The organism is Streptococcus oralis (assembly GCF_022749195.1).
Classification (GTDB): domain Bacteria; phylum Bacillota; class Bacilli; order Lactobacillales; family Streptococcaceae; genus Streptococcus; species Streptococcus oralis_CI.
This window is the reverse complement of the sequence record NZ_CP094226.1, coordinates 1,713,369-1,738,800: the sequence shown is the minus strand read 5'-3', so window position 1 is coordinate 1,738,800 and position 25,432 is coordinate 1,713,369. Positions and strand designations below refer to the sequence as shown.

24 protein-coding genes are annotated in these 25,432 nt (G+C 42.7%); 13 read left to right on the top strand and 11 right to left on the bottom strand.

Translation table 11 applies throughout. The features are described 5' to 3' along the window. Positions 1-127 precede the first annotated feature (127 nt). The 5 genes from MP387_RS08470 to nrdI all read left to right on the top strand — a co-directional run bounded on the left by MP387_RS08470 (position 128) and on the right by nrdI (position 4,828). Positions 128-742 (top strand): YesL family protein, encoded by a 615-nt coding sequence (locus MP387_RS08470; protein WP_049500068.1) that lies wholly within the window; start codon positions 128-130, stop codon positions 740-742. Further along, the gene (locus tag MP387_RS08465; RefSeq protein ID WP_242746321.1) at positions 720-2,390 is read left to right on the top strand and encodes a sensor histidine kinase; all 1,671 of its coding nucleotides are present in this window, start codon (positions 720-722) and stop codon (positions 2,388-2,390) included. The genes MP387_RS08470 and MP387_RS08465 overlap by 23 nt, the downstream gene beginning before the upstream one ends. A gap of 11 nt (positions 2,391-2,401) precedes the next feature. Continuing rightward, positions 2,402-3,688, top strand: coding sequence for a response regulator transcription factor (locus tag MP387_RS08460; protein WP_242746317.1), 1,287 nt, complete (start codon positions 2,402-2,404; stop codon positions 3,686-3,688). 58 nt (positions 3,689-3,746) lie between these two features. Beyond that, a complete protein-coding gene (locus MP387_RS08455; RefSeq protein WP_000740041.1) occupies positions 3,747-4,280 on the top strand; it encodes an ABC transporter permease in 534 nt (177 codons plus the stop codon). Between the two features lie 77 nt (positions 4,281-4,357). Beyond that, positions 4,358-4,828 carry a class Ib ribonucleoside-diphosphate reductase assembly flavoprotein NrdI gene (nrdI, locus tag MP387_RS08450; RefSeq protein ID WP_242746314.1) on the top strand — a complete coding sequence of 157 codons (471 nt, stop codon included), beginning with the start codon at positions 4,358-4,360 and terminating at the stop codon, positions 4,826-4,828. Positions 4,829-4,909: 81 nt separating this feature from the next. Here nrdI and MP387_RS08445 read toward each other — a convergent pair whose 3' ends face one another. From MP387_RS08445 to argS, 3 genes are all read right to left on the bottom strand, one after another. Continuing rightward, positions 4,910-6,172, bottom strand: coding sequence for an NRAMP family divalent metal transporter (locus MP387_RS08445; protein ID WP_242746312.1), 1,263 nt, complete (start codon positions 6,170-6,172; stop codon positions 4,910-4,912). Between the two features lie 199 nt (positions 6,173-6,371). Then, positions 6,372-6,617: a hypothetical protein gene (locus MP387_RS08440; protein WP_000084865.1), complete on the bottom strand. Its 246-nt coding sequence runs from the start codon at positions 6,615-6,617 to the stop codon at positions 6,372-6,374. 337 nt (positions 6,618-6,954) lie between these two features. Next, positions 6,955-8,646: an arginine--tRNA ligase gene (gene argS, locus MP387_RS08435; RefSeq protein ID WP_242746310.1), complete on the bottom strand. Its 1,692-nt coding sequence runs from the start codon at positions 8,644-8,646 to the stop codon at positions 6,955-6,957. A 154-nt stretch (positions 8,647-8,800) separates the two neighbouring features. Between argS and argR the strand changes: the two genes are divergently transcribed. Both argR and mutS read left to right on the top strand, forming a co-directional pair. After that, a complete protein-coding gene (gene argR / locus MP387_RS08430; RefSeq protein WP_242746308.1) occupies positions 8,801-9,247 on the top strand; it encodes an arginine repressor in 447 nt (148 codons plus the stop codon). A 50-nt stretch (positions 9,248-9,297) separates the two neighbouring features. Continuing rightward, positions 9,298-11,832 carry a DNA mismatch repair protein MutS gene (gene mutS, locus MP387_RS08425; RefSeq protein ID WP_242746306.1) on the top strand — a complete coding sequence of 845 codons (2,535 nt, stop codon included), beginning with the start codon at positions 9,298-9,300 and terminating at the stop codon, positions 11,830-11,832. A 40-nt stretch (positions 11,833-11,872) separates the two neighbouring features. On the opposite strand, the gene MP387_RS08420 is transcribed toward mutS, so the two are convergent. Next, complete coding sequence (locus MP387_RS08420) at positions 11,873-12,331, bottom strand: DUF3021 domain-containing protein (RefSeq protein WP_242746304.1); 459 nt, start codon at positions 12,329-12,331, stop codon at positions 11,873-11,875. Continuing rightward, positions 12,328-12,768 carry a LytTR family DNA-binding domain-containing protein gene (locus MP387_RS08415; RefSeq protein ID WP_242746292.1) on the bottom strand — a complete coding sequence of 147 codons (441 nt, stop codon included), beginning with the start codon at positions 12,766-12,768 and terminating at the stop codon, positions 12,328-12,330. Before MP387_RS08415 ends, MP387_RS08420 begins: the two co-directional genes overlap by 4 nt. 313 nt (positions 12,769-13,081) lie before the next feature. Here MP387_RS08415 and mutL point away from each other — a divergent pair, with 313 nt between their 5' ends. Then, complete coding sequence (mutL, locus tag MP387_RS08410) at positions 13,082-15,031, top strand: DNA mismatch repair endonuclease MutL (RefSeq protein WP_242746288.1); 1,950 nt, start codon at positions 13,082-13,084, stop codon at positions 15,029-15,031. Between the two features lie 140 nt (positions 15,032-15,171). Here mutL and MP387_RS08405 read toward each other — a convergent pair whose 3' ends face one another. Continuing rightward, positions 15,172-15,669, bottom strand: coding sequence for a helix-turn-helix domain-containing protein (locus MP387_RS08405; protein ID WP_242748064.1), 498 nt, complete (start codon positions 15,667-15,669; stop codon positions 15,172-15,174). Positions 15,670-15,828: 159 nt separating this feature from the next. On the opposite strand from MP387_RS08405, the gene ruvA reads away from it, so the two are divergent. From ruvA to MP387_RS08390, 3 genes are read left to right on the top strand one after another with little or no spacing between them, the layout of a single operon-like run. Continuing rightward, positions 15,829-16,422: a Holliday junction branch migration protein RuvA gene (gene ruvA, locus MP387_RS08400; RefSeq protein WP_242746285.1), complete on the top strand. Its 594-nt coding sequence runs from the start codon at positions 15,829-15,831 to the stop codon at positions 16,420-16,422. 9 nt (positions 16,423-16,431) lie between these two features. Continuing rightward, positions 16,432-16,992, top strand: a complete 561-nt coding sequence (locus MP387_RS08395; RefSeq protein WP_242746283.1) for a DNA-3-methyladenine glycosylase I — start codon at positions 16,432-16,434, stop codon at positions 16,990-16,992. Continuing rightward, a complete protein-coding gene (locus MP387_RS08390) occupies positions 16,993-17,667 on the top strand; it encodes a CPBP family intramembrane glutamic endopeptidase (RefSeq protein WP_242746281.1) in 675 nt (224 codons plus the stop codon). Between the two features lie 71 nt (positions 17,668-17,738). Here MP387_RS08390 and MP387_RS08385 read toward each other — a convergent pair whose 3' ends face one another. The 5 genes from MP387_RS08385 to MP387_RS08365 all read right to left on the bottom strand — a co-directional run bounded on the left by MP387_RS08385 (position 17,739) and on the right by MP387_RS08365 (position 21,406). Further along, positions 17,739-18,002 carry a SemiSWEET family transporter gene (locus MP387_RS08385; protein WP_000166112.1) on the bottom strand — a complete coding sequence of 88 codons (264 nt, stop codon included), beginning with the start codon at positions 18,000-18,002 and terminating at the stop codon, positions 17,739-17,741. Between the two features lie 105 nt (positions 18,003-18,107). After that, the gene (locus tag MP387_RS08380) at positions 18,108-19,142 is read right to left on the bottom strand and encodes a S66 family peptidase (RefSeq protein ID WP_242748062.1); all 1,035 of its coding nucleotides are present in this window, start codon (positions 19,140-19,142) and stop codon (positions 18,108-18,110) included. Between the two features lie 267 nt (positions 19,143-19,409). Then, positions 19,410-19,757, bottom strand: a complete 348-nt coding sequence (locus MP387_RS08375) for a TfoX/Sxy family protein (RefSeq protein WP_007520826.1) — start codon at positions 19,755-19,757, stop codon at positions 19,410-19,412. Between the two features lie 15 nt (positions 19,758-19,772). Continuing rightward, a complete protein-coding gene (locus MP387_RS08370) occupies positions 19,773-20,450 on the bottom strand; it encodes a DUF1129 domain-containing protein (protein ID WP_176553066.1) in 678 nt (225 codons plus the stop codon). An 11-nt stretch (positions 20,451-20,461) separates the two neighbouring features. Beyond that, complete coding sequence (locus MP387_RS08365) at positions 20,462-21,406, bottom strand: magnesium transporter CorA family protein (RefSeq protein WP_000815620.1); 945 nt, start codon at positions 21,404-21,406, stop codon at positions 20,462-20,464. A gap of 136 nt (positions 21,407-21,542) precedes the next feature. Here MP387_RS08365 and uvrA point away from each other — a divergent pair, with 136 nt between their 5' ends. Both uvrA and MP387_RS08355 read left to right on the top strand, forming a co-directional pair. Continuing rightward, positions 21,543-24,374 (top strand): excinuclease ABC subunit UvrA, encoded by a 2,832-nt coding sequence (gene uvrA / locus MP387_RS08360; protein WP_242746279.1) that lies wholly within the window; start codon positions 21,543-21,545, stop codon positions 24,372-24,374. Then, positions 24,367-25,428 carry a M24 family metallopeptidase gene (locus MP387_RS08355; RefSeq protein WP_242746276.1) on the top strand — a complete coding sequence of 354 codons (1,062 nt, stop codon included), beginning with the start codon at positions 24,367-24,369 and terminating at the stop codon, positions 25,426-25,428. The genes uvrA and MP387_RS08355 overlap by 8 nt, the downstream gene beginning before the upstream one ends. Positions 25,429-25,432 lie beyond the last annotated feature (4 nt).

Below are 25,432 nucleotides of genomic sequence, written 5' to 3'. Positions count from 1 at the left end.
CTCCTTGATGCGAATTAACAAAACCAATTGTATCACGCTTTTTGAGGATTGTAAATGGGAGTTCTATATTTTTGAAAACGTTTGAAATATGATATAATAGTTACATCGTTAGTTTAAGGAGAGTAGCATGGGAAAATTTCTAGAATTCGTCTTTAATCGTATCTTTTTGGGAATGATTGCGACGGCTTATTTCTGGCTATTAACACTAGCAGGAGGAGTGGTATTTGGTTTGGCACCAGCTAGTGCAACTCTTATGAGTTTGTATGGGGAGCATGGTTATACCTATCGAGCCTACCATTTGAAGGAAGCTTGGGAATTGTATAAGAGCAATTTTGTCAAGAGCAATCTGGCTTTCTATAGTTTTGTGTTTGTGGATCTTGTCCTAGTTTATGGTTTGTATCTTCTAGTTCAATTGCCCCACCAGACGATTTTCCACCTCTTGGCGACCTTTCTCAACGTCCTTGTAGTTGCTCTTGTCTTTCTAGCCTATACTGTGTCCTTGAAACTTCAGGTGTACTTTGATTTATCCTACCAAAACACCTTAAAACTGTCCCTTATCGGGATTTTTATGAGCTTACCTGCGATTGCCAAGGTTTTACTCGGGTCCGCTCTCCTTGTAGGAGTTGGTTATTATATGCCTGCCTTGCTCTTTTTTGTAGGAATTGGGATGTGGCATTTCTTTATCAGTGATATGTTGGAACCTATTTATGAAAGTATCCATGAAAAATTGGCGACAAAATAGAATGAAGCAGTTTTGGCTTCACTCTCTTTTACGGATTTATAGTTTGGTTATGATCGTGGTCATTGCCAGTTTTGCGATTATGCTATCGTATGCTGACTGGGACTCGCGTGAGAAAGAGGCCCAACGGGTTGCAGAACGTGTGACCACTCGGACAGTGAGCGAAGTGGAATATTATCACAGAGAGTCAACTCAACTTGCTCAGTCTTTGGTTGAAAATCAGGCCCGCATCGAAGGAATTTACAAGTATTTCAGTCTCAGCACACCAGACTACTTCTACTGGCAATTAGAGCGTAAAACTTCACCTTATATATCGGTTTCCCTGTATGAAAATATTGATGACCTCTATGTTCGGAATGATTTTGTGACTGGAGTGGCCATTGTTCTTCAGGACTACAAGGAAGTGTATGTTTCGACTAGAGAAAAACGCAGTGGAGAGAAAATTCCTGCGGAGGATTTTAAGCCGACAGCTAATAGTTTTGCCATTCCTGTTTCCGATCCTGTGTCTGACAAGGATTTAGGAGTGATTTATATCTCCCTATCCCCAGATGTTTTACATGGAGCTATTGACAATACAAGGGGCCATATCCCAATGGCTGTAACAGTAACTTCGCCTTTTGAGACTGAGATGTTCCATATTGGGGAGAAGGTCTCAGCCGAGCGAGAAAACTGGTTTGTGGGTGTCACCTCTCACGGTTATCAGGTTCGAGTTGCTGTTCCTAAAAATTTTGTTCTTACAGGAACTTTGACGAGTTCTGCTGTTATTATTGGGCTAAGTATTCTCTTTATCATCATTTTGTACGTGACCCTTAGACAGACTTTTTCAAATTACCAAAAGCAGGTCGTAGATCTAGTAGATTCGATCGAGGTGATTGCTCAAGGGGAAGAAGGCCTTCGAATCGATACCTCTGAAAAAGACCAAGAGTTGCTTCTCATTGCAGAAACAACCAATGATATGTTGGATCGCCTGGAAAAAAATATCCATGATATCTATCAGCTAGAGCTCAGTCAAAAAGATGCCAATATGCGAGCCCTGCAAGCTCAAATCAATCCTCACTTTATGTACAATACTCTAGAGTTTTTACGGATGTATGCCGTCATGCAAAGTCAGGATGAACTGGCAGATATTATCTATGAATTTAGCAGCTTGTTACGCAACAATATCTCTGACGAGCGGGAAACGACCTTGAAGCAGGAGTTGGAATTTTGCCGAAAATATAGCTATCTCTGTATGGTACGTTATCCTAAATCCATTGCTTATGGTTTCAAGATTGAACCAGAATTGGAAGAAATGAGGATTCCAAAATTTACACTCCAACCATTAGTAGAAAACTACTTTGCCCATGGTGTGGACCATCGCAGAACGGATAATGTCATCAGTATTAAAGCCTTGAAGGGCCAAGGCTTCGTTGAAATCCTAGTGGAAGACAATGGTCGGGGAATGTCCGCTGAGAAACTAGCTAGCTTGCAAGAAAAATTAACTCAGAGAAGTTTTGAACACGAGGCAAGCTATAGTGGGGAGCGGCAATCAATTGGAATAGTAAATGTACACGAACGCTTTGTTCTCTACTTTGGGGATCGCTACCAAATCAGTGTAGAGTCAGCTGAGCAAGAAGGTGTTCGTTACCATATCATTATCCAGGATGAATAGAAAGGGTAGAAATGTATAAAGTTTTATTAGTAGACGATGAGTACATGGTGACAGAGGGGCTCAAGCGATTAATCCCCTTTGAAAAATGGGATATGCAAGTTGTCGCAACAGCTAATCACGCAGATGATGCTTTGGACTATATTAAGAAAAATCCAGTAGATGTGGTCATTTCCGATGTCAACATGCCAGATAAGACCGGACTTGAGATGATTAGGGAAATGAAAGAGCTACTTCCAGATACCTATTATATCTTGCTGTCTGGTTATCAGGAGTTTGAGTACGTTAAAAAAGCCATGAACCTTAGTGTCGTGGATTATCTGGTTAAGCCAGTAGACAAGGTGGAGTTGGGCAATTTATTAGAAAAGATTGCGCAACAGCTTCAGGAAAAGGTGGAACAAAGTCAGACCCTCAGTCAAGAATTGGATGAGACAGGATTTACGAACTACCTGTCAGGTAAAGACAGCTGGTGGATTGGTCTATCTAAGGAAAAGCAAGGTTCTTTTACCATTCCTTACTATGTTTTGGGACAAGACTGGCAGATTTTTATCTCTGATCAACCGCTCGATGGCATCGTCGTGACACCATTTGAAGCACCCTACCAGCAGTCCTTTGAGAATTGGAAGATCAACGCTGAAAAAGCCCTTTTCTACGGTTCAGTCAATCTAGAAAAATCCGAGAGTTTGTTTGCTTATTACGAGCCGATTTATCGGGTGATTATCCAAGGGAATATCAATCAAATCATCGAGGAATTAACCCTGCTAGAGAAGGTTGTTTTGGAGAATACTCCGCGCGTGGCCATCACGAAGCAGCTCTTCACCCAGTTTGTCATGGATGTCTTTAATTTGTTTGAACACCTAAAAGCAGATGATATGACCGAGATTGTCAAAGCTATCCATGCCATTAACACCTTTGAAGAATTGGTTGCCTATATCAAAGAAACCTTGACCAAGTTCTTTGGCCAGTACCGCATGAATGAAAATGTGGTGAGCGTTCTGGAGGTGATTGGGCGTGATTATCAGAAAGAGCTCTCACTTAAGGATATTAGCAAGGATCTCTTTATCAATCCTGTCTATCTCGGTCAGCTGATCAAGAGGGAAACCAACTCGACTTTTGCGGAATTGCTCAATAAACAGCGAATTAAGGCGGCGCAACAACTCTTGCTTTCGACCAGTGATAGTATCGAAGATATTTGCTATGCAGTTGGTTACAGTAATGTTGGATATTTCTACAAGGTTTTCCGTAAATTGTGCGGAAAATCACCGAAAGCTTATCGCAAACAAGTTGAAACCAGCTTGTAAAAGTTGTATTCCTGTACAAAAAATGCTATAATGTTCAAAATATCTTATGGAGGAAAACATGAAAAAGAATCCTATTTATCTTTGGGTCTTGTTAGTCCTATCAGCCCTTATTTCATCTATGTCATTATTTGGAATCTTGAGTCCATTGCCAAGTAAAGATGTGCTTCGTGCTAGTCTGGCGAATAGCGGGACGCTTACTGCTCAGCAATTAGAAGACACAGTCAACTATACTTACCAAGTAACAGCGTCATCGCACTCAATTTTTAATGTAGTTTTGATTGTTTTATCTGCTATTTTAGTTGTGGTAGCCTTTGTGTTCTTAGTTCGTAAAAACGTCCAATTTGCAAACTATGCTTATATTGGCTATGTTCTACTAGCTATTGTTGGTTTGGTTTATAGCTATATGAATGTTCAAGATGCAGTTCAATTAATCAAAGATACTACCCTCGGCTTAGGAATGGGAGCATTAGCACAAGGAACGAATATTTTGTTCATCATCATCAACGTCCTCTTTTTAGCCTTGGTATTCTACAAGATGTGGCGCCAGCAAAAAGATTTGGCTGAAGAAGCCGAAGCAGAAGAAGTTGCCTAAGTATTGACAAAAAAGAACTATCAAGTTACAATCTTGGTAGTTCTTTTTATATCGTAAACATAAAAATCGAGGTCAATATGAAAAAAATATCCTTAGTTTATATCAGTCTGAGTGGGAATACAGAGAGTTTTGTAACCCGACTCAAGGACTATCTCTTGTCTCAGTACGAAGAAATTGAGGTCCAAAAAATCCATATCAAGGATCTGGTCAAGGAAGGGAAAGATTTCTTTGAGATGGACCATCCTTATGTCGCCTTTTTACCAACCTATCTAGAAGGTGGAAATGGTGTCGATAATGGCGATGTTGAGATCCTGACGACTCCAGTGGGCGACTTTATCGCCTATGGGGACAATGCTAGTAAGTGTTTTGGGGTAGTGGGTTCTGGCAACCGCAATTTTAACAATCAATACTGCCTGACAGCTAAGCAGTACAGCCAGCGTTTTGGCTTCCCGGTCCTAGCAGACTTTGAAATGCGTGGGATGCTGGGAGATATTAAAAAAGTCGCAGCGATCATTGCAGATTTGTATGAGTTAGAAATAGAAAAATAAAGTAGTACTGAGGGGCAGTTGAGATTTTCAACTGCTTTTTGTGTATGCAAAAAGCACCCCGTAAGGGCGCCGTTTTATATACTATCCTGCTTTTCCGATGGCAAGTGCATAGATAAAGAAGATAGCGAAGCCAAAGAGGAAAATCAATCCTGCGATAGCGAGGAGTTTTAGCCAAGAAGGAAGATTTTTATTCTCACGTGTCACCAAAACATAGTTCAAGAGAGCGAAGAATGGTGTGGTCAGGAAAGAACCAATCATGGCAAAGCGAAGCATGGTGGAAACTTGACCAGCAAAGAATTTAATAATTACGATACCAATGATAGCGGTAATGGTCATCCAGATGTTCAAAGATTTACGAGTATCCTCTTTTTGACGAATCAAGAGTCGTAGCGATTCCTGATTGACACGAGAGTAACCATCGATAACGGTGATGACTGTTCCAAAGATACAGAGAAAGGCGATAAAGGTAATCAAATAACGGGACCATTCTCCAAGAACAGAGGCATACATACCAACAAATTGAGAAATGTACTTGGCTGAAGCAGCTTCAACTGCCTGCCCAGTAGGATACTGAATCAGTGCTCCTAGTGCCACGAAGAATACAGCTAGGATAGCAGTTCCAATGTAACCAACGTTAAAGTCGAAAAGTGCGTCCGCTGTATTAAAGTTGACGGTCTTTTTCTTTTCAGCAGACCAGAGTGAATTGATGGCTGAAATTTCAATAGGAGCAGGCATCCATCCTAAGAGGGAAACGATGAAAGGGAGGGCCGCCATTTGCCAGGGTGTCTTTTCGACAAAATCAGAGCTGTATTCTGGATGTTTAATTGCAGCAATGATAACTGCAAGAACAGTTGCAATGGTCAAAGCAGACATGATCCATTTTGCCATACCATCCAATAGTTTGTAACCACCAAAGAGTAGCATGGCCCAAATGACTGCAACAAGGATAAGAGACCATTGAGTGATGCTAAGACCGATCATTGGGAAGGCGCTAGCGATGATGGCAGAGCAAAGGATAGCGACTCCAGCTGTGTTGACCATGGCAGAGAAGACATTGAGGACAAAGAAAATCCAGAGATAGAGTCTCCCTTTTTCGGCGTAGCCTTCGACCAAGGTTTTACCAGTGTCAGCAGTATATTCAGCGCCAAAACGGAAAAATGGGTATTTAAAGACATTGGCCAAGATAACCAAGAGAAGTAGTGACCAACCATAAGAGCCACCAGCTTGAGTAGAGGATACAATGTGAGAACCTCCAACGGCAGCAGAAGCCATTAGGATTCCTGGCCCCATTGCCTTTAGTTTGCTTGCCCAGGTTGACTGGTTTGATAACGTAACTTGTGACATAATAAACGCTCCTATTTTTGAATTTTCAGAATAATCTGAATAGATAGCTACTATTCTACAAAAAACATAAAAGAAATGCAAGAATATTTTGAAAAAATATAGAAAATTACAGAAAAACTTACATGAATTAATGAAATTACCCTAAGGAGAATATGGTTAAGCCTAAAAAAATCCGAGAAGAAAACTTCTCGGATTTTGATTATTTCAATTGATCTGTGACGTCTTTTGAGAGCAACATTCCCAGATGGTAAGTTTTATTGATATGCGCAATGACATCATTGATATTTTCAGTCGTGTGAATTTTCTCTTTGATGTCAGATCTAAATGTCTCGTCCTTCAAGAGTTGCTCTTGGTAGAGCCTTTGAAGTCTTTCCTTCTCGTACTTATTGAGCAGAAAAAGGAAAACCAAGCTAAGTACAACGAGGATATAAGCATATTGGCTCATAAGGAATCTCCCAGTGTGATAAATAAATAGTAAAAGTGAATAAAGTGTTTCATTGAATAGCTGCAAGGCCGAACAAAATATAAATGTTATTTTGCCTCAATCTTTCAGACTGCTTTACAATCAAGTGATTAAAAGATTACGACATGAGCCTAACCAAATCGATATTATTTGGTTAGGTGAATTAGTGAAGCGCCAAGTCAAATCACTATAGTTACGACGTCATGGCCTCTAAATCGATTATATTTAGGGGCCATGACTAGTGAAGCAGTTAGCTAGTCCGCATATAGCGGCTAGCGTCTAACAATTAGGAACTTTAGTTCCAATTGTTAGTACTGAATCACATCTTCTCCGGCGCTTCTACTCCGAGCAAACGAAGGGCTTCTTTGAGGACCACTGCGGTTGCGTAGCTGAGTGCTAGACGACTGTCGCGCTCAGGACTTTCATCTAGGATACGTGTATGTGCATAATATTTGTTAAAGGCTTGAGCAAGACTAATCGCAAATTTCGCAATGATAGAAGGTTCAAAGTTATCTGCTGCACGATTGATAATACGTGGAAAGTCTTGGAGTAGTTTTATGATTTCCCAGCTTTCAGCATCATTCAGGCTGTAGTTGCCAACTGTATCTGGCTTGAAATCGGCTTTGCGCAAGATAGATTGGATACGAGCGTAGGCGTATTGAACGTAAGGTCCAGTTTCTCCTTCAAAGGATACCATAGCTTCAAGGTCGAAGTCATATCCATTTGTACGGTCGGTCTTAAGATCATAGAACTTGATAGCCCCAACTCCAACAGCGTGGGCAACTTGGTCTTTATTTTCTAACTCAGGATTTTTCGCCTCGATTTGGGCTTTGGCACGACTAACAGCCTCAGCGATAGTCGGTTCTAGCAAGATGACATTTCCTTTACGAGTAGAGAGTTTTTTCCCTTCTTTTGTTACCAATCCAAATGGAACATGGACAATGTCTTGGCTCCAATCGTAGCCCATCTCTTGTAGTACTGCCTTGAGTTGTTTGAAGTGGGCAGATTGCTCTTGACCAACAACATAGATGGATTTTGCAAATTGGTATTCGTTTTTACGGTAGAGGGCTGCAGCCAAGTCACGTGTGATATAGAGAGTTGCACCATCAGATTTTTTGATAAGGGCTGGATGTTCAATTCCATATTTCTCAAGATTCACAACTTGAGCCCCTTCTGACTCAACAAGAAGTCCTTTTTCAGCGAGAATGTCTACAACAGCATCCATCTTATCATTGTAGAAGGCTTCTCCGTTGTAGCTGTCAAAATCAACTTGCAATTCATTGTAAAGGCGGTTGAATTCCACTAAACTTTCATCACGGAACCATTGCCAGAGAGCGAGGGCTTCCTCATCTCCATTTTCCAGTTTGCGGAACCATTCGCGTGCTTCTTCATCCAAGCTAGGGTCTTTTTCAGCTTCAGCATTGATGCGAACGTAGAGTTTAAGAAGTTCATCGATTGGATGTGCTTTAACGGCTTCTTCATTTCCCCATTTCTTGTAGGCAACGATCAACATTCCAAACTGTTTGCCCCAGTCTCCTAGGTGGTTGACCTTGACCGTTTGATAACCGATTTTTTGGAAAATATGTGATAAGCTATCTCCGATAACTGTTGAACGCAAGTGCCCAATAGAGAATGGTTTTGCGATATTGGGACTAGACATATCGATAACGACATTTTCTTGCTTGCCAATGGTTTGGTCAGCATAGTGATCTTTTTCAGTGATAACATCCTGTAATACCTGAGCCGAAATAGCAGATTTATCAAGGAAAAAGTTAACGTAAGGTCCAGTAGCAACAACCTTTTCAAAGGCATGACTATTGATTTTTTCAGCAATATCTGCTGCGATCATTTGCGGAGCTTTACGCGCGACCTTTGCTAGAGAAAAGGCAGGGAAGGCGATGTCTCCCATTTCTGAGTTTTTAGGTGTTTCCAGTAAATTTAAAATAGCCTCTTGGTCCAGGCTATCAATGACGCTAGCCAACTCGCTAGCAATCAATTCTTTTGTATTCATAAGGGCTCCTTTTGGGCTTTTTTACTATTTTAACACAATTTACTACATTTTTTGAGAAAGAAAAGAATTTTTTTGAATTATCTAGTTTTTTTGGTATAATATAGTTATAAAATAAATGTAAAACTTGTTATAAATATTCACTTAAGAGGATAATATGAGAAAAAGAGAACGGCATCAATTGATTAAAAAGATGATCACCGAAGAAAAACTTGGGACACAAAAAGAGATTCAAGATCGTTTAGAAGCTCGTAATGTTTATGTGACACAAACGACTTTGTCACGTGATTTGCGTGAAATCGGCTTGACCAAGGTTAAGAAAAATGATATGGTGTATTATGTACTAGCAAATGAGACAGATAAGATTGATTTAGTTGAGTTTTTGTCTCATCACTTAGAAGGTGTTGCAAGAGCAGAGTTCACCTTGGTACTTCATACCAAACTTGGGGAAGCTGCAGTCTTAGCAAACATTGTAGATGCAAACAAGGATGAATGGATTTTAGGAACGGTTGCTGGTGCTAATACCTTATTGATTATTTGTCGAGACCAGCACGTTGCCAAGCTGATGGAAGATCGTTTGCTAGATTTGATGAAAGATAAATAAGGTCTTGGGAGTTGCTCTCAAGACTTATTTTTAGCAAGGAGAGACGGAAAATGGCAACAGAAAAGCTATCACCCGGCATGCAACAGTATGTGGATATTAAAAAACAATACCCAGATGCTTTTTTGCTTTTTCGAATGGGTGATTTTTACGAGTTGTTCTATGAAGATGCAATTAATGCAGCGCAAATTTTAGAAATTTCCTTAACAAGTCGGAATAAAAATGCAGAAAATCCGATACCCATGGCGGGTGTCCCCTATCATTCTGCCCAGCAGTATATCGACGTATTGATCGAGCAGGGCTATAAGGTAGCCATAGCCGAGCAGATGGAAGATCCCAAACAAGCAGTTGGTGTTGTCAAGCGAGAGGTGGTCCAGGTCATCACACCTGGGACGGTCGTCGATAGCAGTAAGCCGGATAGTCAGAATAATTTCTTGGTTGCCGTAGATCGCGATGGCAATCAATTTGGTCTGGCTTATATGGATCTAGTGACGGGTGACTTTTATGTGACGGGGCTATTGGATTTCACGTTGGTTTGTGGGGAAATCCGTAACCTCAAGGCTCGTGAAGTGGTGCTGGGTTATGACTTGTCTGAGGAAGAAGAACAAATTTTCAGCTGTCAGATGAATTTGGTGCTTTCTTATGAGAAAGAAGGTTTTGAGGATATTCATTTACTGGATCCACGATTGGCAGCTGTGGAGCAAGCAGCAGCTAGTAAGCTCCTCCAGTATGTTCATCGGACCCAGATGCGGGAATTGAACCATCTTAAACCAGTTATCCGCTATGAAATCAAAGATTTCTTGCAGATGGATTATGCGACCAAGGCTAGTCTGGATTTGGTTGAGAATGCCCGTTCAGGCAAGAAGCAGGGGAGTCTTTTCTGGCTTTTGGATGAAACCAAGACGGCTATGGGCATGCGGCTCTTGCGTTCTTGGATTCATCGTCCTTTGATTGATAAGGAGCGAATCGTCCAGCGTCAAGAGGTGGTGCAGGTATTTCTTGACCACTTCTTTGAGCGTAGTGATTTAACGGACAGTCTCAAGGGTGTTTATGATATCGAACGCTTGGCTAGTCGGGTTTCGTTTGGCAAGACCAATCCCAAGGATCTCTTGCAGTTGGCGACTACCTTATCTAGTGTGCCAAGGATTCGGGCGATTTTAGAGGGAATGGAGCAGCCTGCTTTAGCCTATCTCATCGCACAGTTGGATGCCATTCCAGAGTTAGAGAGCTTGATTAGCGCAGCGATAGCCCCTGAAGCCCCTCACGTGATTACGGAAGGTGGCATTATCCGGACGGGATTTGATGAGACCTTGGATAAATACCGTCGTGTACTCAGAGAAGGGACTAGCTGGATTGCTGAGATTGAGGCTAAGGAGAGAGAAAACTCTGGCATCAGCACGCTTAAGATTGACTACAATAAAAAGGACGGCTACTATTTCCATGTGACCAATTCGCAACTGGGAAATGTGCCAGCCCACTTTTTCCGCAAGGCAACGCTGAAAAACTCGGAACGCTTTGGTACCGAAGAATTGGCCCGTATCGAGGGAGATATGCTGGAGGCGCGTGAGAAGTCAGCCAACCTAGAATATGAAATCTTTATGCGCATCCGTGAGGAAGTCAGCAAGTACATCCAGCGTTTGCAGGCTTTAGCCCAAGGAATTGCGACGGTTGATGTTTTGCAAAGTCTGGCAGTTGTGGCTGAAACCCAGCATTTGATTCGACCTGAGTTTGGAGAGGATTCACAAATCGCTATCCAGAAAGGTCGCCATGCTGTCGTCGAAAAGGTTATGGGAGCGCAGACCTACATTCCAAACAGTATCCAGATGTCAGAAGATACCAGCATTCAACTGATTACGGGACCCAACATGAGCGGGAAGTCAACCTACATGCGCCAGCTAGCCATGACGGCGGTTATGGCCCAGCTGGGTTCTTATGTGCCGGCAGAAAGCGCCCATTTGCCGATCTTCGATGCCATCTTTACCCGTATCGGAGCAGCAGATGACTTGGTTTCAGGTCAATCAACCTTCATGGTGGAGATGATGGAGGCCAACAATGCCATTTCGCATGCGACCAAGGACTCCTTGATTCTCTTCGATGAATTGGGACGGGGAACGGCAACTTATGACGGGATGGCTCTCGCCCAGTCCATCATCGAATACATCCATAAACATATCGGAGCTAAAACCCTCTTTGCGACCCACTATCATGAGTTGACTAGTCTGGAGTCCAGTTTGGAACACTTGGTCAATGTCCACGTGGCAACCTTGGAGCAGGATGGACAGGTTACCTTCCTTCACAAGATTGAACCAGGGCCAGCTGACAAATCCTATGGTATCCACGTTGCTAAGATTGCTGGTTTACCAGCAGAACTTTTAGCAAGGGCGGATAAGATTTTGACCCAACTGGAGAATCAAGGGACGGAAAGTCCTGTTCCCATTAGAGAAACAAGTGCTGTCACAGAGCAGATGTCACTCTTTGATGCGCCTGAAGAACATCCTATCCTAGCAGAATTAGCTAAACTGGATGTGTACAATATGACACCTATGCAGGCTATGAATGTCTTAGTTGAGTTCAAACAAAAATTATAAAAAGAATCCCACTCGCGCCTTTGTGAGTGGGATTTCTCTATTACTTTTTATGAGCCAAGAGTTGATTGATGTGGTCTACTTTTTTAGCTTCTCTTTTATAGAGAATAGTCCAGATGATAAGGTAGACAATCGCAAACTCTGGAATGAGCTGGAGATAGAAAGTCCAGTGGAAGGGGAACCAACCAGCCAGAGTTGCTAGTGGGACAAAGCCCGCCAGCATGAGGAAAAAATGGGAAAGTGTGGCACGGAGCAAGCTCCAGTCACGGCTGAATAAGCGACTGCCAAAGCTAAAGAGAACTCCGATAGCTGACCAGATGATCATACAGTAGAGCAAGACGAGGGCACCGTGAACCTGATGTTGCACCATCACTTGTCCGACTAGAGAATCGGGACTAAGTGGGGCATAGCTATTTGGTGCATAAATGAGTGAAAAGAGGATAGAGAGGATGAGGCCGATAAGAACACCAGCGGCTGCATCGTGAAAGATTTGTTTTTTCATAGTTCTAATTTCTCCTTGATAGTTTTTAGGTAACGGCGTGAAGAGTAGGTGAAGCTTTCATTTTTTAAGAAAATTTCAACCAGACCATTGGGAGTGAGTTTGAGATGAGAGATGGAATCGATATTGACGATTTCAGATTGGGAAATTTGGATAAAAGTGGTCGGCAGCATTTCAAGAACCTGATAGAGTCGCAAATCAATACTGTAGGTCTGACTAGCAGTTTCTGCTAGAACCTTGCGATTCTCGATATAGAAGCGTTGAATCTTGCCAATCTTAACTAGATAAACCTGATCATCAATCTTTCCTTTGATTGTTTCTTTTTGGTCAAGATTTTCTGCGAACTCGATGACTTTCTGGACTTTTTCGGTCGGCTGAGGAGTTTGGACAATCAGCTTTTCCTCCTCGTAAGTCTCCTTAATCTGTAGTTCTACTTTCATAAATTTCCCTCCTTTTCAGTTATACAAGGTTAATCTCACTTCTTGTACACCTTTATTAATACTCTTCAAAAATCAAATTCAAACCACGTCAGCGTCGTCTTGCCGTACTAAAGTACTGTCTGCGCCTAGCTTTCTAGTTTGCTCTTTGATTTTTATTGAGTATACCACTATTTTACGACCCATGGCAAGAGCTTTTGTCTATGTGGAGAGATTTGGAGTCTATGTGGTATTTGCTTTTTCTGGTAACATCTGAAATATGGTATAATAGCACTAATCAATTTCTAGGAAAATAGATACAGAAAGGGGCTGAAAGATGTCTCATATTATTGAATTGCCAGAGGTGCTGGCAAACCAGATCGCGGCAGGGGAGGTTATCGAACGTCCTGCCAGTGTAGTCAAAGAGTTGGTAGAAAATGCCATTGACGCGGGTTCTAGCCAGATTATCATTGAGATTGAGGAATCAGGTCTAAAGAAGATTCAAATCACAGATAATGGCCATGGAATTGCCCACGATGAGGTGGAATTGGCCTTGCGTCGTCATGCAACCAGTAAGATAAAAAATCAAGCAGACCTCTTTCGGATTCGGACGCTCGGATTTCGAGGTGAAGCCCTGCCCTCTATCGCTTCTGTCAGTGTTCTGACTCTGTTGACGGCGGTGGATGGTGCGAGTCATGGGACCAAGCTCGTTGCGCGTGGGGGTGAAGTCGAAGCAATCACTCCTGCGACAAGTCCAGTGGGGACCAAGGTTTGTGTAGAGGACCTCTTTTTCAACACGCCTGCACGTCTCAAGTATATGAAGAGCCAGCAGGCGGAGCTGTCTCATATCATTGATATTGTCAACCGTCTGGGTTTGGCCCATCCAGAGATTTCTTTTAGTTTGATTAGTGATGGCAAGGAAATGACACGAACAGCTGGTACGGGTCAACTACGCCAAGCTATTGCTGGAATTTATGGTTTGGTCAGTGCCAAGAAGATGATAGCCATTGAGAATTCGGATCTAGACTTTGAAATTACAGGTTTTGTGTCTCTGCCTGAGTTGACTCGAGCTAATCGCAACTATATCAGCCTCTTCATCAATGGCCGTTATATCAAGAATTTCCTGCTCAATCGTGCAATTTTGGATGGTTATGGCAGCAAGCTCATGGTGGGACGCTTTCCGCTGGCTGTTATTCATATCCATATTGACCCTTATCTAGCGGATGTCAATGTGCATCCAACCAAGCAAGAGGTGCGAATTTCTAAGGAAAGAGAGCTGATGGCACTTGTCTCAGAAGCTATCGCAAAGAGTCTTAAGGAACAGACCTTGATACCGGATGCCTTGGAAAATCTTGCCAAGTCGACCGTGCGCAATCGTCAAAAGGTGGAGCAGACTATTCTCCCACTCAAAGAAAATACGCTCTACTATGAAAAAACAGAACTCTCAAAACCCAGTCAAGCTGAGGTGGCTGATCATCAGGTTGAATTAACTGAGGAAGGGCAGGATTTAACCCTGTTTGCCAAGGAAACCTTGGATCAGCTAACCAAGCCCGCAAAACTGCATTTTGCAGAGAGAAAGCCTGCTAACTATGACCAACTAGACCATCCAGAGTTAGACCTTGCTAGTCTCGATAAGGCCTATGACAAGTTGGAGCGGGAAGAATCTTCAAGCTTCCCAGAGTTGGAATTTTTCGGGCAAATGCACGGGACTTATCTCTTTGCCCAGGGGCGAGATGGACTCTATATCATTGACCAGCATGCAGCTCAGGAGCGGGTTAAGTACGAGGAGTATCGTGAAAGCATCGGCAATGTTGACCAGAGCCAGCAACAACTCCTAGTACCCTATATCTTTGAATTTCCTGCGGATGATGCCCTTCGTCTTAGGGAAAGAATGCCTCTCTTAGAGGAAGTGGGCGTCTTTCTAGCAGAGTACGGAGAAAATCAATTTATCCTACGTGAACATCCTATTTGGATGGCAGAAGAAGAGATTGAGTCAGGTATCTATGAAATGTGCGACATGCTGCTCTTGACTAAGGAAGTTTCTATCAAAAAATACCGAGCAGAGCTAGCCATCATGATGTCCTGCAAGCGGTCTATCAAGGCCAACCATCGTATCGATGACCATTCAGCTCGACAGCTCCTTTATCAGCTTTCTCAATGTGACAATCCATATAACTGTCCCCATGGACGTCCTGTTTTGGTGCATTTTACCAAGTCAGACATGGAAAAGATGTTCCGACGCATTCAGGAAAATCACACCAGTCTCCGTGAGTTGGGGAAATATTAAGAACACAAAAAGCCTTTGTTCCTTTTGAACAAGGCTTTTTAGCTTTTCTATGGTGGGAATTTTGAATGGACATGGCAACTTGCCATGAGGTTTACACTTGCTTGACAAGAAAAAGTAATGAGAAATATGATTCAATTGACTCAAGGTTTCATAGAGTCGTCTTGGTTTGAGGGATTCTCAAGACCAATCACTTTATCAAGATAACGTTGTTTGGTTTTGAGAGTCTTGTTGATCGCAATTGCTGAAGCAATCAAAAGAACGAAGATCAGCCAAATCCAGGCGGTGAATTCGGCTGGGAAACTAGAACCAGCTAAAAAGAGATAGATAGCCAGAGCCAAGACGAAAATATAAATCACTTGCCAGAGACCATAGGATTTAACCTCTTTATAGTATTTGTCCTTATCTTCCTCCAAGATCACTTCCGAGGAATCTTTTTCAGAGTTTTCATCCAGTAGTAGATAGTCAGTTGTCACTTGAAAAATCTTGCTTAATTCAATGATTTTTTCGATTTCTGGAAGGACTTGTCCGGACTCCCATTTGGAGATGCTTTGCCGAGAAACATTGATTTGTTCAGCTAGCTTTTCCTGGGACCAACCTTTTTCCTTGCGAAGCTCAAATAGTTTTTCTGCGAGTTTCATCATTCTATCCTCCTTTTTCTACCTCTATCCTAACAATTTTTACATATAATGAGAATACAATCTCCTGTACTTTTTGTCAACCAGAGGTTGCACCTTTTGTTGCAGTTTGTCTCGGGGAAATATGGTATACTAGATAGGCAAAATAATGGAGAAAAAACTATGTACGAATATTTAAAAGGAATCATTACCAAAATCACTGCTAAATACATCGTCCTTGAGGCAAATGGTATCGGTTATATCTTGCATGTAGCCAATCCCTATGCTTACTCAGGTCAGGTTAATCAAGAAACTCAGATTTATGTGCACCAAGTTGTCCGCGAGGATGCCCAACTGCTTTACGGCTTTCGCTCAGAAGATGAGAAAAAACTCTTCCTCAGCTTGATTTCGGTCTCAGGGATTGGTCCTGTGTCAGCTCTTGCTATTATTGCTGCCGATGACAATGCTGGCTTGGTTCAGGCGATTGAAACTAAGAACATCACCTACTTGACCAAGTTCCCTAAAATTGGCAAGAAAACAGCTCAGCAGATGGTGCTGGACTTGGAAGGCAAGGTAGTTGTGGCTAGTGATGACCTTCCTGCTAAGGTCGCAGTGCAAACCAGCGCTGAGAACCAAGAATTGGAAGAAGCTATGGAAGCCATGTTGGCATTGGGCTACAAGGCAACCGAGCTTAAGAAGATCAAGAAATTCTTTGAAGGAACGACAGATACAGCTGAGAACTATATCAAGTCGGCCCTTAAGATGTTGGTCAAATAGGAGATTTTTATGACAAAACGCTGTGGTTGGGTTAAAATGAACAACCCATTATATGTGGCCTATCATGATGAAGAGTGGGGCCAACCCCTTCATGATGACCGTGCTCTTTTTGAGTTGCTTTGTTTGGAAACTTACCAGTCGGGTCTATCTTGGGAAACGGTACTAAACAAACGCCAAGGATTCCGAGAAGTATTTCATGGCTATCAAATTCAAGCGGTCGCGGAAATGACAGATGGGGAGTTGGAAGCCTTGTTAGAGAATCCAGCCATTATCCGAAATCGTGCCAAGCTCTTTGCGACGCGTGCCAACGCCCAAGCATTTTTACAAATCCAGAAAACCTTTGGCTCTTTTGACGCTTATCTCTGGTCCTTTGTTGAGGGAAAAACGATCGTGAATGATGTTCCTGACTATCACCTAGCACCTGCTAAAACAGCCTTGTCTGAAAAATTAGCTAAAGATCTAAAAAAACAAGGTTTCAAGTTCACAGGCCCAGTTGCCGTTTTATCTTTTCTACAAGCAGCAGGTTTGATTGACGACCACGAGAATGATTGTGAATGGAAGGGGAATTAAATGATGTCTAACAAAAATAAGGGAATTCTGATTTTTGCGATTCTCTATACAGTTCTCTTTGTATTTGATGGAGTTAAATTGCTGGCTTTCTTGATGCCATCTGCTATTGCAAATTATCTAGTTTATGTAGTACTAGCTCTATATGGCTCTTTCTTGTTTAAGGATAGATTGATCAAACAATGGAATGAGATTAGAAAGACTAAAAGGAAATTCTTCTTTGGCGTCTTAACAGGATGGCTCTTTCTCTTTCTGATGACTTTTGTCTTTGAATTTGTATCAGAGATGTTGAAGCAGTTTTTTGGGCTAGTCGGACAAGGTCTAAACCAGTCGAATATTCAAAGTACCTTTCAAGAACAACCAATACTGATAGCAGTTTTCGCCTGTATCATAGGACCTTTTGTGGAAGAACTCTTTTTCCGTCAGCTCTTGTTACATCACTTGCAGAAACGTCTGCCAAGTTGGTTAAGCATTCTTCTGGTAGGACTTGTTTTTGCTCTGACTCATATGCACAGTTTGGCTTTATCAGAGTGGGTCAGTGCAGTCGGTTATCTAGGTGGAGGCATTGCCTTTTCTATCATCTATGTGAAAGAAAAAGAGAATATTTATTATCCTCTAGTTGTTCATATGTTAGGCAACAGCTTTCCCTTGATTATTTTAGTTATCAGTAGTATGTGACGTTTTAGTAGTTATACAAGAGAAAAAGCTGAGAATCTCCTCTCAGCTTTTTGATTATATGCTAGTAACTTTTATAGTGCAGTAAGAAATGTCAGTCCACCTAAGACAACGCCAGCTGAGTTTGGAATAATTAGTATCCAATCCTTCTTAGGTTCTTTTGTCCACCCGTAAATAACCCAAATTAAACAAGATACTGCTGCGGATAAAGGCTGGAATGGTTGAGCTTTGTTGCCTTGTAAATTGGCAAAAATTTGTGGGATGTAGGCGATAAATACAATAATCCCGATAAAGGCCCCGATTGAACCGACAATTTGATTTATTTTTTGTTTAGTCATATACACCTCCTTTAAAAAGATATCATAGAAATAAGCAAAATGCAATAAATTCAGACACAAATTGTAACGAAAATCAATACCAAAGCACAAAAATGGAGAAATTGTTTATTTTTTGTTATCGTCAAAGCGAATGACTTGCTCCTGTGCATCTACATAGGCGTGAACGCCAAAGGGAACAATGGCTCTTGGTGTGGCGTGCCCAACGTTTAGATTATAGACAATTGGGATATTGCTGTCAACGATGCTCATTAGTGCCTCTTTATAGTCGTCATAGAAGGCTTCATCCATTGGCTTTCCGACCAAGAGTCCACTGATGACCTCAAATACCCCAGTTTCTTTCAAAGCCAGCACCATCTTTTTGAAGTTTTCCGGCTCAGGCTTCTCTTCGCTTGTTTCTAACAAAAGAATCTTTCCTTCCCAGTCGGATAAGTCAGGGAAGAGTTTGTACTTTTGGCAGAGGTCTGTGCTATCTGCGTGTAGAGAGTTGTCAAAGATATCATAGAGGGACTCGATGCAGCCACCGAGGATTTTTCCCTCGAATTGGGCATTTCCTTGTAACAAATCAAAACCTGTATTTACATGGCTTATACGAGCTGTTCCCAGAGCATTGTGACTAAAGTCAGTCCGTTCCTCATACCAAAGGTCGCTAGGGCGGATTTCTGAAATTTTTCCTGTTTCGATCAGTTCTTTAAAGTAGTGGAGGCTATAGGGCAACATCTCCTTGTCCAATTCACAAATATCTGCTAAAAAGGATTGGCCATAAAAAGTTTTGACCCCTAGTTTATGCAACATAAGGTGGTTCATAGTAGTATCCGAGAAGCCAAGAAAAATCTTTGGCTTGATAACCTTTTGAAGCTGGTCGTTTTCAAAAAGATAAGGTAGCAAGCGATAGGTATCATCCCCACCGATGGCGCATAGGATCATGTCGATGCTATCGTCCGAAAAGGCCTGCATCAAATCTTCTGCACGTGCCTCAGGATGGTCCTTGATAAAGTCTAAACCCTTTAGCGAATGGGGCAAGAAGACAGAATTAAGTCCCAAATCCTTGAGACGTTGAATACCCAAGTCGACTTCGTGTTTGACAAAATTCTCTCCGATAATGCCACTAGACAAACTAACAATACCAATAGTAGAAACTATATCTCATCCTCCTAGAAATAGATTGATACTCTTCGAAAATCAAATTCAAACCACGTCAGCTTTGCCTTGCCGTACTTAAGTACAGCCTGCGGCTAGCTTCCTAGTTTGCTCTTTGATTTTCATTGAGTATGAGCCTATTTTATCACAAAAGATGAAAGAAAACTATAAGAATCAGACTCAGAAGTTCTATTGAATTTCAAGAAAGCAAGTGAAAAAGCAACCGCCTGTGCAGTTGCTTTTCGTTTTTCTAATCTCGCTAGATATGAGTTACTTGGTCAACTCTTGATTATAGGAGAGAGCTAAATCAATCCAGTAAGGAAGTTCTTTTTGACCTTCGATATCTAGGTCTATATAGCCATGATAAGGTCGCCCTCTCATCAATGTAGTACGAGCTCCTGTTCGGGGTAGAACTTGCTTTTCCATTTCTTTGCCAATTCTCACCATAACCAGCTCGTCTTTTCTGGAACTGACTGTAAGGACCATTTTCCCACGAATCATAAAGGCAAGGCCACCAAACAGTTTCTTTTCTTCTAACTCTTCTTCGAAAATTTGGGGAGGAAGTTTGAGCGCTAGAATTTTTCGAATCTGCTGAGCTAAGGATTGACTATATGCCATAGCTTTTCACTTTTCTTAATAACGTGATGGGCCCGCGCTTGCACTTCGGATGTTGAAACGTTTCTTGAGATAGAAGCGAAGGGCGAGAAGGGCAGCTCCCAGGATAGCCAAAGGCAATGGAGCAAGGACTGGATTGAGGCTGGTTGGTAGGAAGCTTGTTGCAAAGAAGACAACCAACCAAAGGACCATAGAGGCCAGGATAACGAGGATTGATTTCCAGAATGGAGGACGTTGGCTACGGTCTGTGTCTGGTCCATAATACTGGTAGACAAAGTAGTACATCAAGTAGAAGGCAAGTCCTCCTACAAGTCCAACCAACAAGAGGGTAATCAACCCATAGCCAATAGCCTGATCTGTAGAGAAGAAGGTAGTCAGAGCGCTAACTAATGCAAAGAGACTAGTGATAAAAAGGGCTGAGTCCATAATCATGAGTTTTGGATCGTCATTTTCTTTTGGATGCTCTTTTTCATATTGCTCCTTGACAGTGAAGCTATGGGCCCAGTGAGTTGGAGCGCCGTAGAGGGAACGAGCTGTCGTTCCTTTGGCTTGCTCTTCAAGGATTTTAGGAATGACTTCCTCAAAGACGGCCTTGATTTCAGCGTCTGTTTTACCATCTTTGATAAATTGTTGGGTAGCGATGTGGATAAACTCTTGGTTTTTCTTAGTTAATTTTTGTAGATCAATCTGAGACATAGGGATTCCTCTTAGAACCATTTTTTATGGATGAGATAGAGAGTGAGCGAAACACTCATAGCAAAGGCGATAAAGACGATTAACCAGAAGGCGTGCGGCTCACCGTTCAGAGGGATTTCATTATCCTTGAAGTTCATCCCATAGGCTGAGAAGATCATGGTTGGGACAGACATGACAATGGTCACGAGAGCCAGGGTTTTCATGATATTGTTCTGGTTGTTGGAAATGATAGAGGCAAAGGTCTCTGTCATAGAGTGAAGGACATTTCCATAGATATCTGCCATCTCGATGGCCTGTTGGGTTTCAATAAGGGTGTCTTCGAGCAGGTCTTCGTCTTCTAGGTATTTCTTGATATTGCTGGTTGCGCTGGTCAATTTCTTAATCACGCGCTCGTTCGTCTTCAGTGAGGCCTTGAAATAGACGATGGTCTTTTCCAATTCCATGAGCTCAATCAGCTCTTCGTTTCGAGTAGACTTGTGAAGTTGACTTTCGATTTGTTCACTCTTACGGTCAATCGAACGAAGGGCCGTAAGGTAAAGTTCGGCGTTGCGATAGAGAATCTGGAAGATAAAGCGTGAACGCATGAAGGTGTAAAAGTTGCGCAGTCTACGGTTGATAAAGACATCGAGAACGGGGAGGGATTCCAAGCAGGTGGTGATAATGGTTTCCTCGGTGATAATAATCCCCAGCGGAATCGTAACGTAGTAGGTACGATTGTTTCTTTCCTCTGTGATGGGAACGTCCACGATAATCAAAGTGTACTCATCTTCGATGGTAATACGGGACATTTCTTCCGCATCGAGTGGTGCTCGAAGGTCGGCAATGTCAATATCAAAGGCGTTGGCGATTTCCAGTGATTCATTTTGTGTAGGATTGACGAGATTGATCCAAGTACCCGGTTCAAGCGTGTCGATCTCTTTAAATTCAGTTGTTGTTGAGAGAAAAACTTGTTTCATATCCCCTATCCTTTCCTACTATTCAGTGATTCATTTTTTGCACCGTACTATTATACTATAAAAACAGCTTTTTGGGTAATAGAATTTCACATTTTTTGGTATAATGGAAAGCAATAATGGACTAGAAAGAACAAAGATGCAAGATAAAATTGTGATTCATGGGGCGCGTGCCCATAACTTAAAAAATATTGATGTGGAGATTCCGCGAGACAAGCTGGTTGTTGTGACTGGTTTGTCAGGGTCTGGGAAATCCAGCCTGGCCTTTGATACTCTCTATGCTGAGGGCCAACGTCGCTATGTAGAGAGTCTATCAGCCTATGCTCGCCAGTTTTTGGGCAACATGGAAAAACCAGATGTAGATGCCATTGATGGCCTCAGCCCAGCTATTTCCATCGACCAGAAAACGACTAGTAAAAACCCTCGTTCGACCGTTGGAACAACGACTGAAATCAATGACTATCTGCGTCTCCTCTACGCACGTGTGGGGACGCCTTACTGTATCAACGGGCACGGGGCTATCAAGGCTTCTTCTGTAGAGCAAATTGTGGATAAGATTTTGGAGTTGCCAGAACGCCAACGTCTGCAAATTTTAGCTCCTGTCATTCGTAAGAAAAAAGGGCAACATAAGAGTGTCATTGAAAAGGTTCAGAAAGACGGGTATGTCCGCGTCCGAGTGGATGGGGAAGTTTATGATGTGACCGAAGCGCCAGAGTTGTCTAAGAGCAAGCAACACAATATCGATGTTGTGGTGGACCGTATTGTTATCAAGGAGGGTATCCGTAGCCGTCTCTTTGACTCAATCGAGGCTTCCCTTCGTATCGCAGAAGGCTATGTGATTATCGACACTATGGACGATTCGGAGTTGCTCTTCTCTGAGCATTATGCCTGTCCAGTTTGTGGCTTTACTGTTCCAGAGTTAGAGCCACGCCTCTTCTCCTTCAATGCTCCTTTTGGCTCTTGTAGTGAGTGTGACGGTTTGGGCATCAAGCTGGAGGTGGATGTTGACTTAGTGGTTCCTGATGCCAGCAAAACTTTGCGTGAGGGAGCCTTGGCACCTTGGAATCCTATCTCATCCAACTACTATCCAAATATGCTGGAACAAGCCATGACAGCCTTTGGAGTAGATATGGATAAGCCCTTTGAGGACTTGTCAGAAGAAGATAAAAACTTGATTCTCTACGGGTCTGATGGCAAGGAATTCCATTTCCACTATGAGAATGAATTTGGCGGTGTGCGCGATATTGACATTCCTTTTGAGGGGGTTGTCAATAATATCAAGCGTCGTTACCATGAGACTAACAGTGATTACACACGCACCCAAATGCGTCTCTACATGAATGAACTAACCTGCGGAACTTGCCATGGCTACCGTCTCAATGACCAGGCCTTGTCTGTCCGTGTGGGTGGGGAGCAAGGACCACATATCGGTGAAATCTCAGACCTGTCTATCGCAGACCACTTGGCTTTGGTGAGCCAGCTGACCTTGTCTGAAAATGAAGCCATTATTGCTCGTCCTATTCTCAAGGAAATTAAGGACCGTTTGACCTTCCTCAATAACGTTGGGCTCAACTATCTGACCCTATCTCGTTCGGCAGGAACCCTTTCAGGCGGGGAGAGCCAGCGTATTCGCTTAGCAACCCAGATTGGGTCCAACCTATCAGGTGTCCTATATATCCTGGATGAGCCGTCCATCGGTCTCCACCAGAGGGATAATGACCGCCTGATTGCTAGTCTGAAAAAGATGCGTGACTTGGGCAATACTCTCATCGTGGTGGAACACGATGAAGATACCATGCGCGAGGCGGATTACCTGATTGACGTTGGTCCGGGTGCCGGTGTTTTTGGTGGAGAGATTGTTGCTGCAGGAACACCCAAGCAGGTGGCCCGTAACAGTAAGTCTATTACAGGCCAGTACTTGTCAGGTAAACGTGCCATTCCAGTACCAGAAGAGCGCCGTGCTGGAAATGGTCGCTTTATCGAAGTGACAGGAGCGCGTGAGAACAACTTGAAAAATATTACCGCTCGCTTCCCATTAGGAAAATTCATCGCAGTGACAGGGGTGTCAGGTTCAGGGAAGTCGACCTTAATCAACAGCATCCTCAAAAAAGCCATTGCCCAGAAGCTCAATCGCAATTCAGACAAGCCTGGTAAGTTTAAAACTATCACAGGGATTGAGCATGTAGACCGCTTGATTGACATTGACCAGAGCCCTATCGGACGGACTCCAAGATCTAACCCTGCTACCTATACGGGAGTTTTTGACGATATACGTGACCTCTTTGCCCAGACAAATGAAGCTAAGATACGAGGCTACAAAAAGGGCCGTTTCAGTTTCAACGTCAAGGGTGGCCGCTGTGAAGCCTGCTCAGGTGACGGGATTATCAAGATTGAGATGCACTTCTTGCCAGATGTTTACGTGGCTTGTGAAGTCTGTCATGGAACACGCTACAACAGTGAAACCTTAGAAGTTCACTACAAGGAAAAAAATATCTCGCAGGTTTTGGACATGACGGTTAATGACGCAGTCGAATTTTTTCAACACATTCCCAAGATTCAACGAAAACTTCAGACTATCAAGGATGTAGGGCTGGGCTATGTGACCTTAGGACAACCAGCTACAACCCTTTCAGGGGGAGAAGCCCAGCGTATGAAGTTGGCTAGTGAACTCCACAAACGCTCGACAGGTAAGTCCTTCTATATTCTGGATGAGCCGACTACAGGACTTCATACGGAGGACATCGCCCGTCTGCTCAAGGTTTTAGCACGTTTTGTAGACGATGGCAATACAGTTCTCGTCATCGAGCACAATCTAGATGTGATCAAGACTGCAGACCATATTATTGATTTGGGACCTGAGGGCGGTGTCGGTGGTGGAACCATCATCGCAACAGGAACTCCAGAAGAAGTAGCGGCCAATGAAGCCAGCTACACAGGACACTATTTGAAAGGAAAGTTACATCATGAATAAACGCGTACAAGCATTTTTAACTAAAATGCAAGAAAAAGAACTGGATGGTATCATCATCAACAACCTTAAAAACGTCTACTACCTGACTGGTTTTTGGGGCTCGAACGGAACCGTTTTTATCAGCCGTGACCGTCAAGTTTTGGTGACAGACTCTCGCTATATCATTGCAGCTAAGCAAGAAGTGACAGGTTTTAAGATTGTGGCTGACCGCGATGAATTGGCTGTTATTGCAGGCATTGTTAAGGATATGGGCTTGTCTCGCGTCGGTTTTGAAGACGAGATTTCGGTCTCTTATTACCACCGTATGCAGGCTGCTTTTGCAGGGATCGACTTGCTTCCGCAGACTCAGTTTGTTGAAGCGCTTCGTATGATTAAGGATGAGAAAGAGATTGCGACTATTCGCAAGGCATGTTCAATCTCAGACCAAGCTTTCCACGATGCACTTGACTTTATCAAACCAGGAAAAACTGAAATTGAGATTGCCAACTTCCTTGATTTCCGCATGCGGGAGCTAGGAGCGGCAGGCTTGTCTTTTGATACCATTTTAGCAAGTGGAATCAACTCTTCCAAACCCCATGCCCATCCAATGCACAAACCGGTTGAAGCGGGAGAAGCCATTACCATGGACTTCGGCTGTCTCTACGACCACTATGTGAGTGATATGACACGGACTATCTACCTCGGTCATGTCAGTGACGAGCAGGCAGAAATTTACAATACTGTCCTGAAAGCCAACCAAGCTCTGATTGATCAAGCTAAGGCAGGATTAGGTTTCCGTGACTTTGACAAAATCCCTCGTGATATTATCATCGAGGCAGGCTATGGCGACTACTTTACTCACGGTATTGGACATGGTATCGGACTGGATATCCACGAAGAACCCTACTTTAGCCAAACTTCCAAAGAAGTCATTAAATCTGGTATGGTCTTGACTGATGAACCAGGTATTTATATTGAAGGTAAATACGGCGTTCGTATTGAAGATGATATCTTAATTACAGATAACGGTTGCGAATTGTTGACTCTAGCGCCGAAGGAATTAATTGTTATTTAAGAAA

Coding starts and splice junctions, on each gene's coding strand:
- MP387_RS08405 (WP_242748064.1), bottom strand. CDS start 15,669: ATGAAACTCGCAGAAAAACTATTTGAGCTTCGCAAGGAAAAAGGTTGG.
- MP387_RS08365 (WP_000815620.1), bottom strand. CDS start 21,406: ATGAAACAAGTTTTTCTCTCAACAACAACTGAATTTAAAGAGATCGAC.
- MP387_RS08385 (WP_000166112.1), bottom strand. CDS start 18,002: ATGACTAAACAAAAAATAAATCAAATTGTCGGTTCAATCGGGGCCTTT.
- mutS (WP_242746306.1), top strand. CDS start 9,298: ATGGCAACAGAAAAGCTATCACCCGGCATGCAACAGTATGTGGATATT.
- MP387_RS08375 (WP_007520826.1), bottom strand. CDS start 19,757: ATGGCATATAGTCAATCCTTAGCTCAGCAGATTCGAAAAATTCTAGCG.
- MP387_RS08370 (WP_176553066.1), bottom strand. CDS start 20,450: ATGTCTCAGATTGATCTACAAAAATTAACTAAGAAAAACCAAGAGTTT.
- MP387_RS08390 (WP_242746281.1), top strand. CDS start 16,993: ATGATGTCTAACAAAAATAAGGGAATTCTGATTTTTGCGATTCTCTAT.
- MP387_RS08420 (WP_242746304.1), bottom strand. CDS start 12,331: ATGAAAAAACAAATCTTTCACGATGCAGCCGCTGGTGTTCTTATCGGC.
- argR (WP_242746308.1), top strand. CDS start 8,801: ATGAGAAAAAGAGAACGGCATCAATTGATTAAAAAGATGATCACCGAA.
- uvrA (WP_242746279.1), top strand. CDS start 21,543: ATGCAAGATAAAATTGTGATTCATGGGGCGCGTGCCCATAACTTAAAA.
- mutL (WP_242746288.1), top strand. CDS start 13,082: ATGTCTCATATTATTGAATTGCCAGAGGTGCTGGCAAACCAGATCGCG.
- MP387_RS08440 (WP_000084865.1), bottom strand. CDS start 6,617: ATGAGCCAATATGCTTATATCCTCGTTGTACTTAGCTTGGTTTTCCTT.
- MP387_RS08415 (WP_242746292.1), bottom strand. CDS start 12,768: ATGAAAGTAGAACTACAGATTAAGGAGACTTACGAGGAGGAAAAGCTG.
- MP387_RS08355 (WP_242746276.1), top strand. CDS start 24,367: ATGAATAAACGCGTACAAGCATTTTTAACTAAAATGCAAGAAAAAGAA.
- ruvA (WP_242746285.1), top strand. CDS start 15,829: ATGTACGAATATTTAAAAGGAATCATTACCAAAATCACTGCTAAATAC.
- MP387_RS08470 (WP_049500068.1), top strand. CDS start 128: ATGGGAAAATTTCTAGAATTCGTCTTTAATCGTATCTTTTTGGGAATG.
- nrdI (WP_242746314.1), top strand. CDS start 4,358: ATGAAAAAAATATCCTTAGTTTATATCAGTCTGAGTGGGAATACAGAG.
- MP387_RS08460 (WP_242746317.1), top strand. CDS start 2,402: ATGTATAAAGTTTTATTAGTAGACGATGAGTACATGGTGACAGAGGGG.
- MP387_RS08445 (WP_242746312.1), bottom strand. CDS start 6,172: ATGTCACAAGTTACGTTATCAAACCAGTCAACCTGGGCAAGCAAACTA.
- MP387_RS08455 (WP_000740041.1), top strand. CDS start 3,747: ATGAAAAAGAATCCTATTTATCTTTGGGTCTTGTTAGTCCTATCAGCC.
- argS (WP_242746310.1), bottom strand. CDS start 8,646: ATGAATACAAAAGAATTGATTGCTAGCGAGTTGGCTAGCGTCATTGAT.
- MP387_RS08465 (WP_242746321.1), top strand. CDS start 720: ATGAAAAATTGGCGACAAAATAGAATGAAGCAGTTTTGGCTTCACTCT.
- MP387_RS08395 (WP_242746283.1), top strand. CDS start 16,432: ATGACAAAACGCTGTGGTTGGGTTAAAATGAACAACCCATTATATGTG.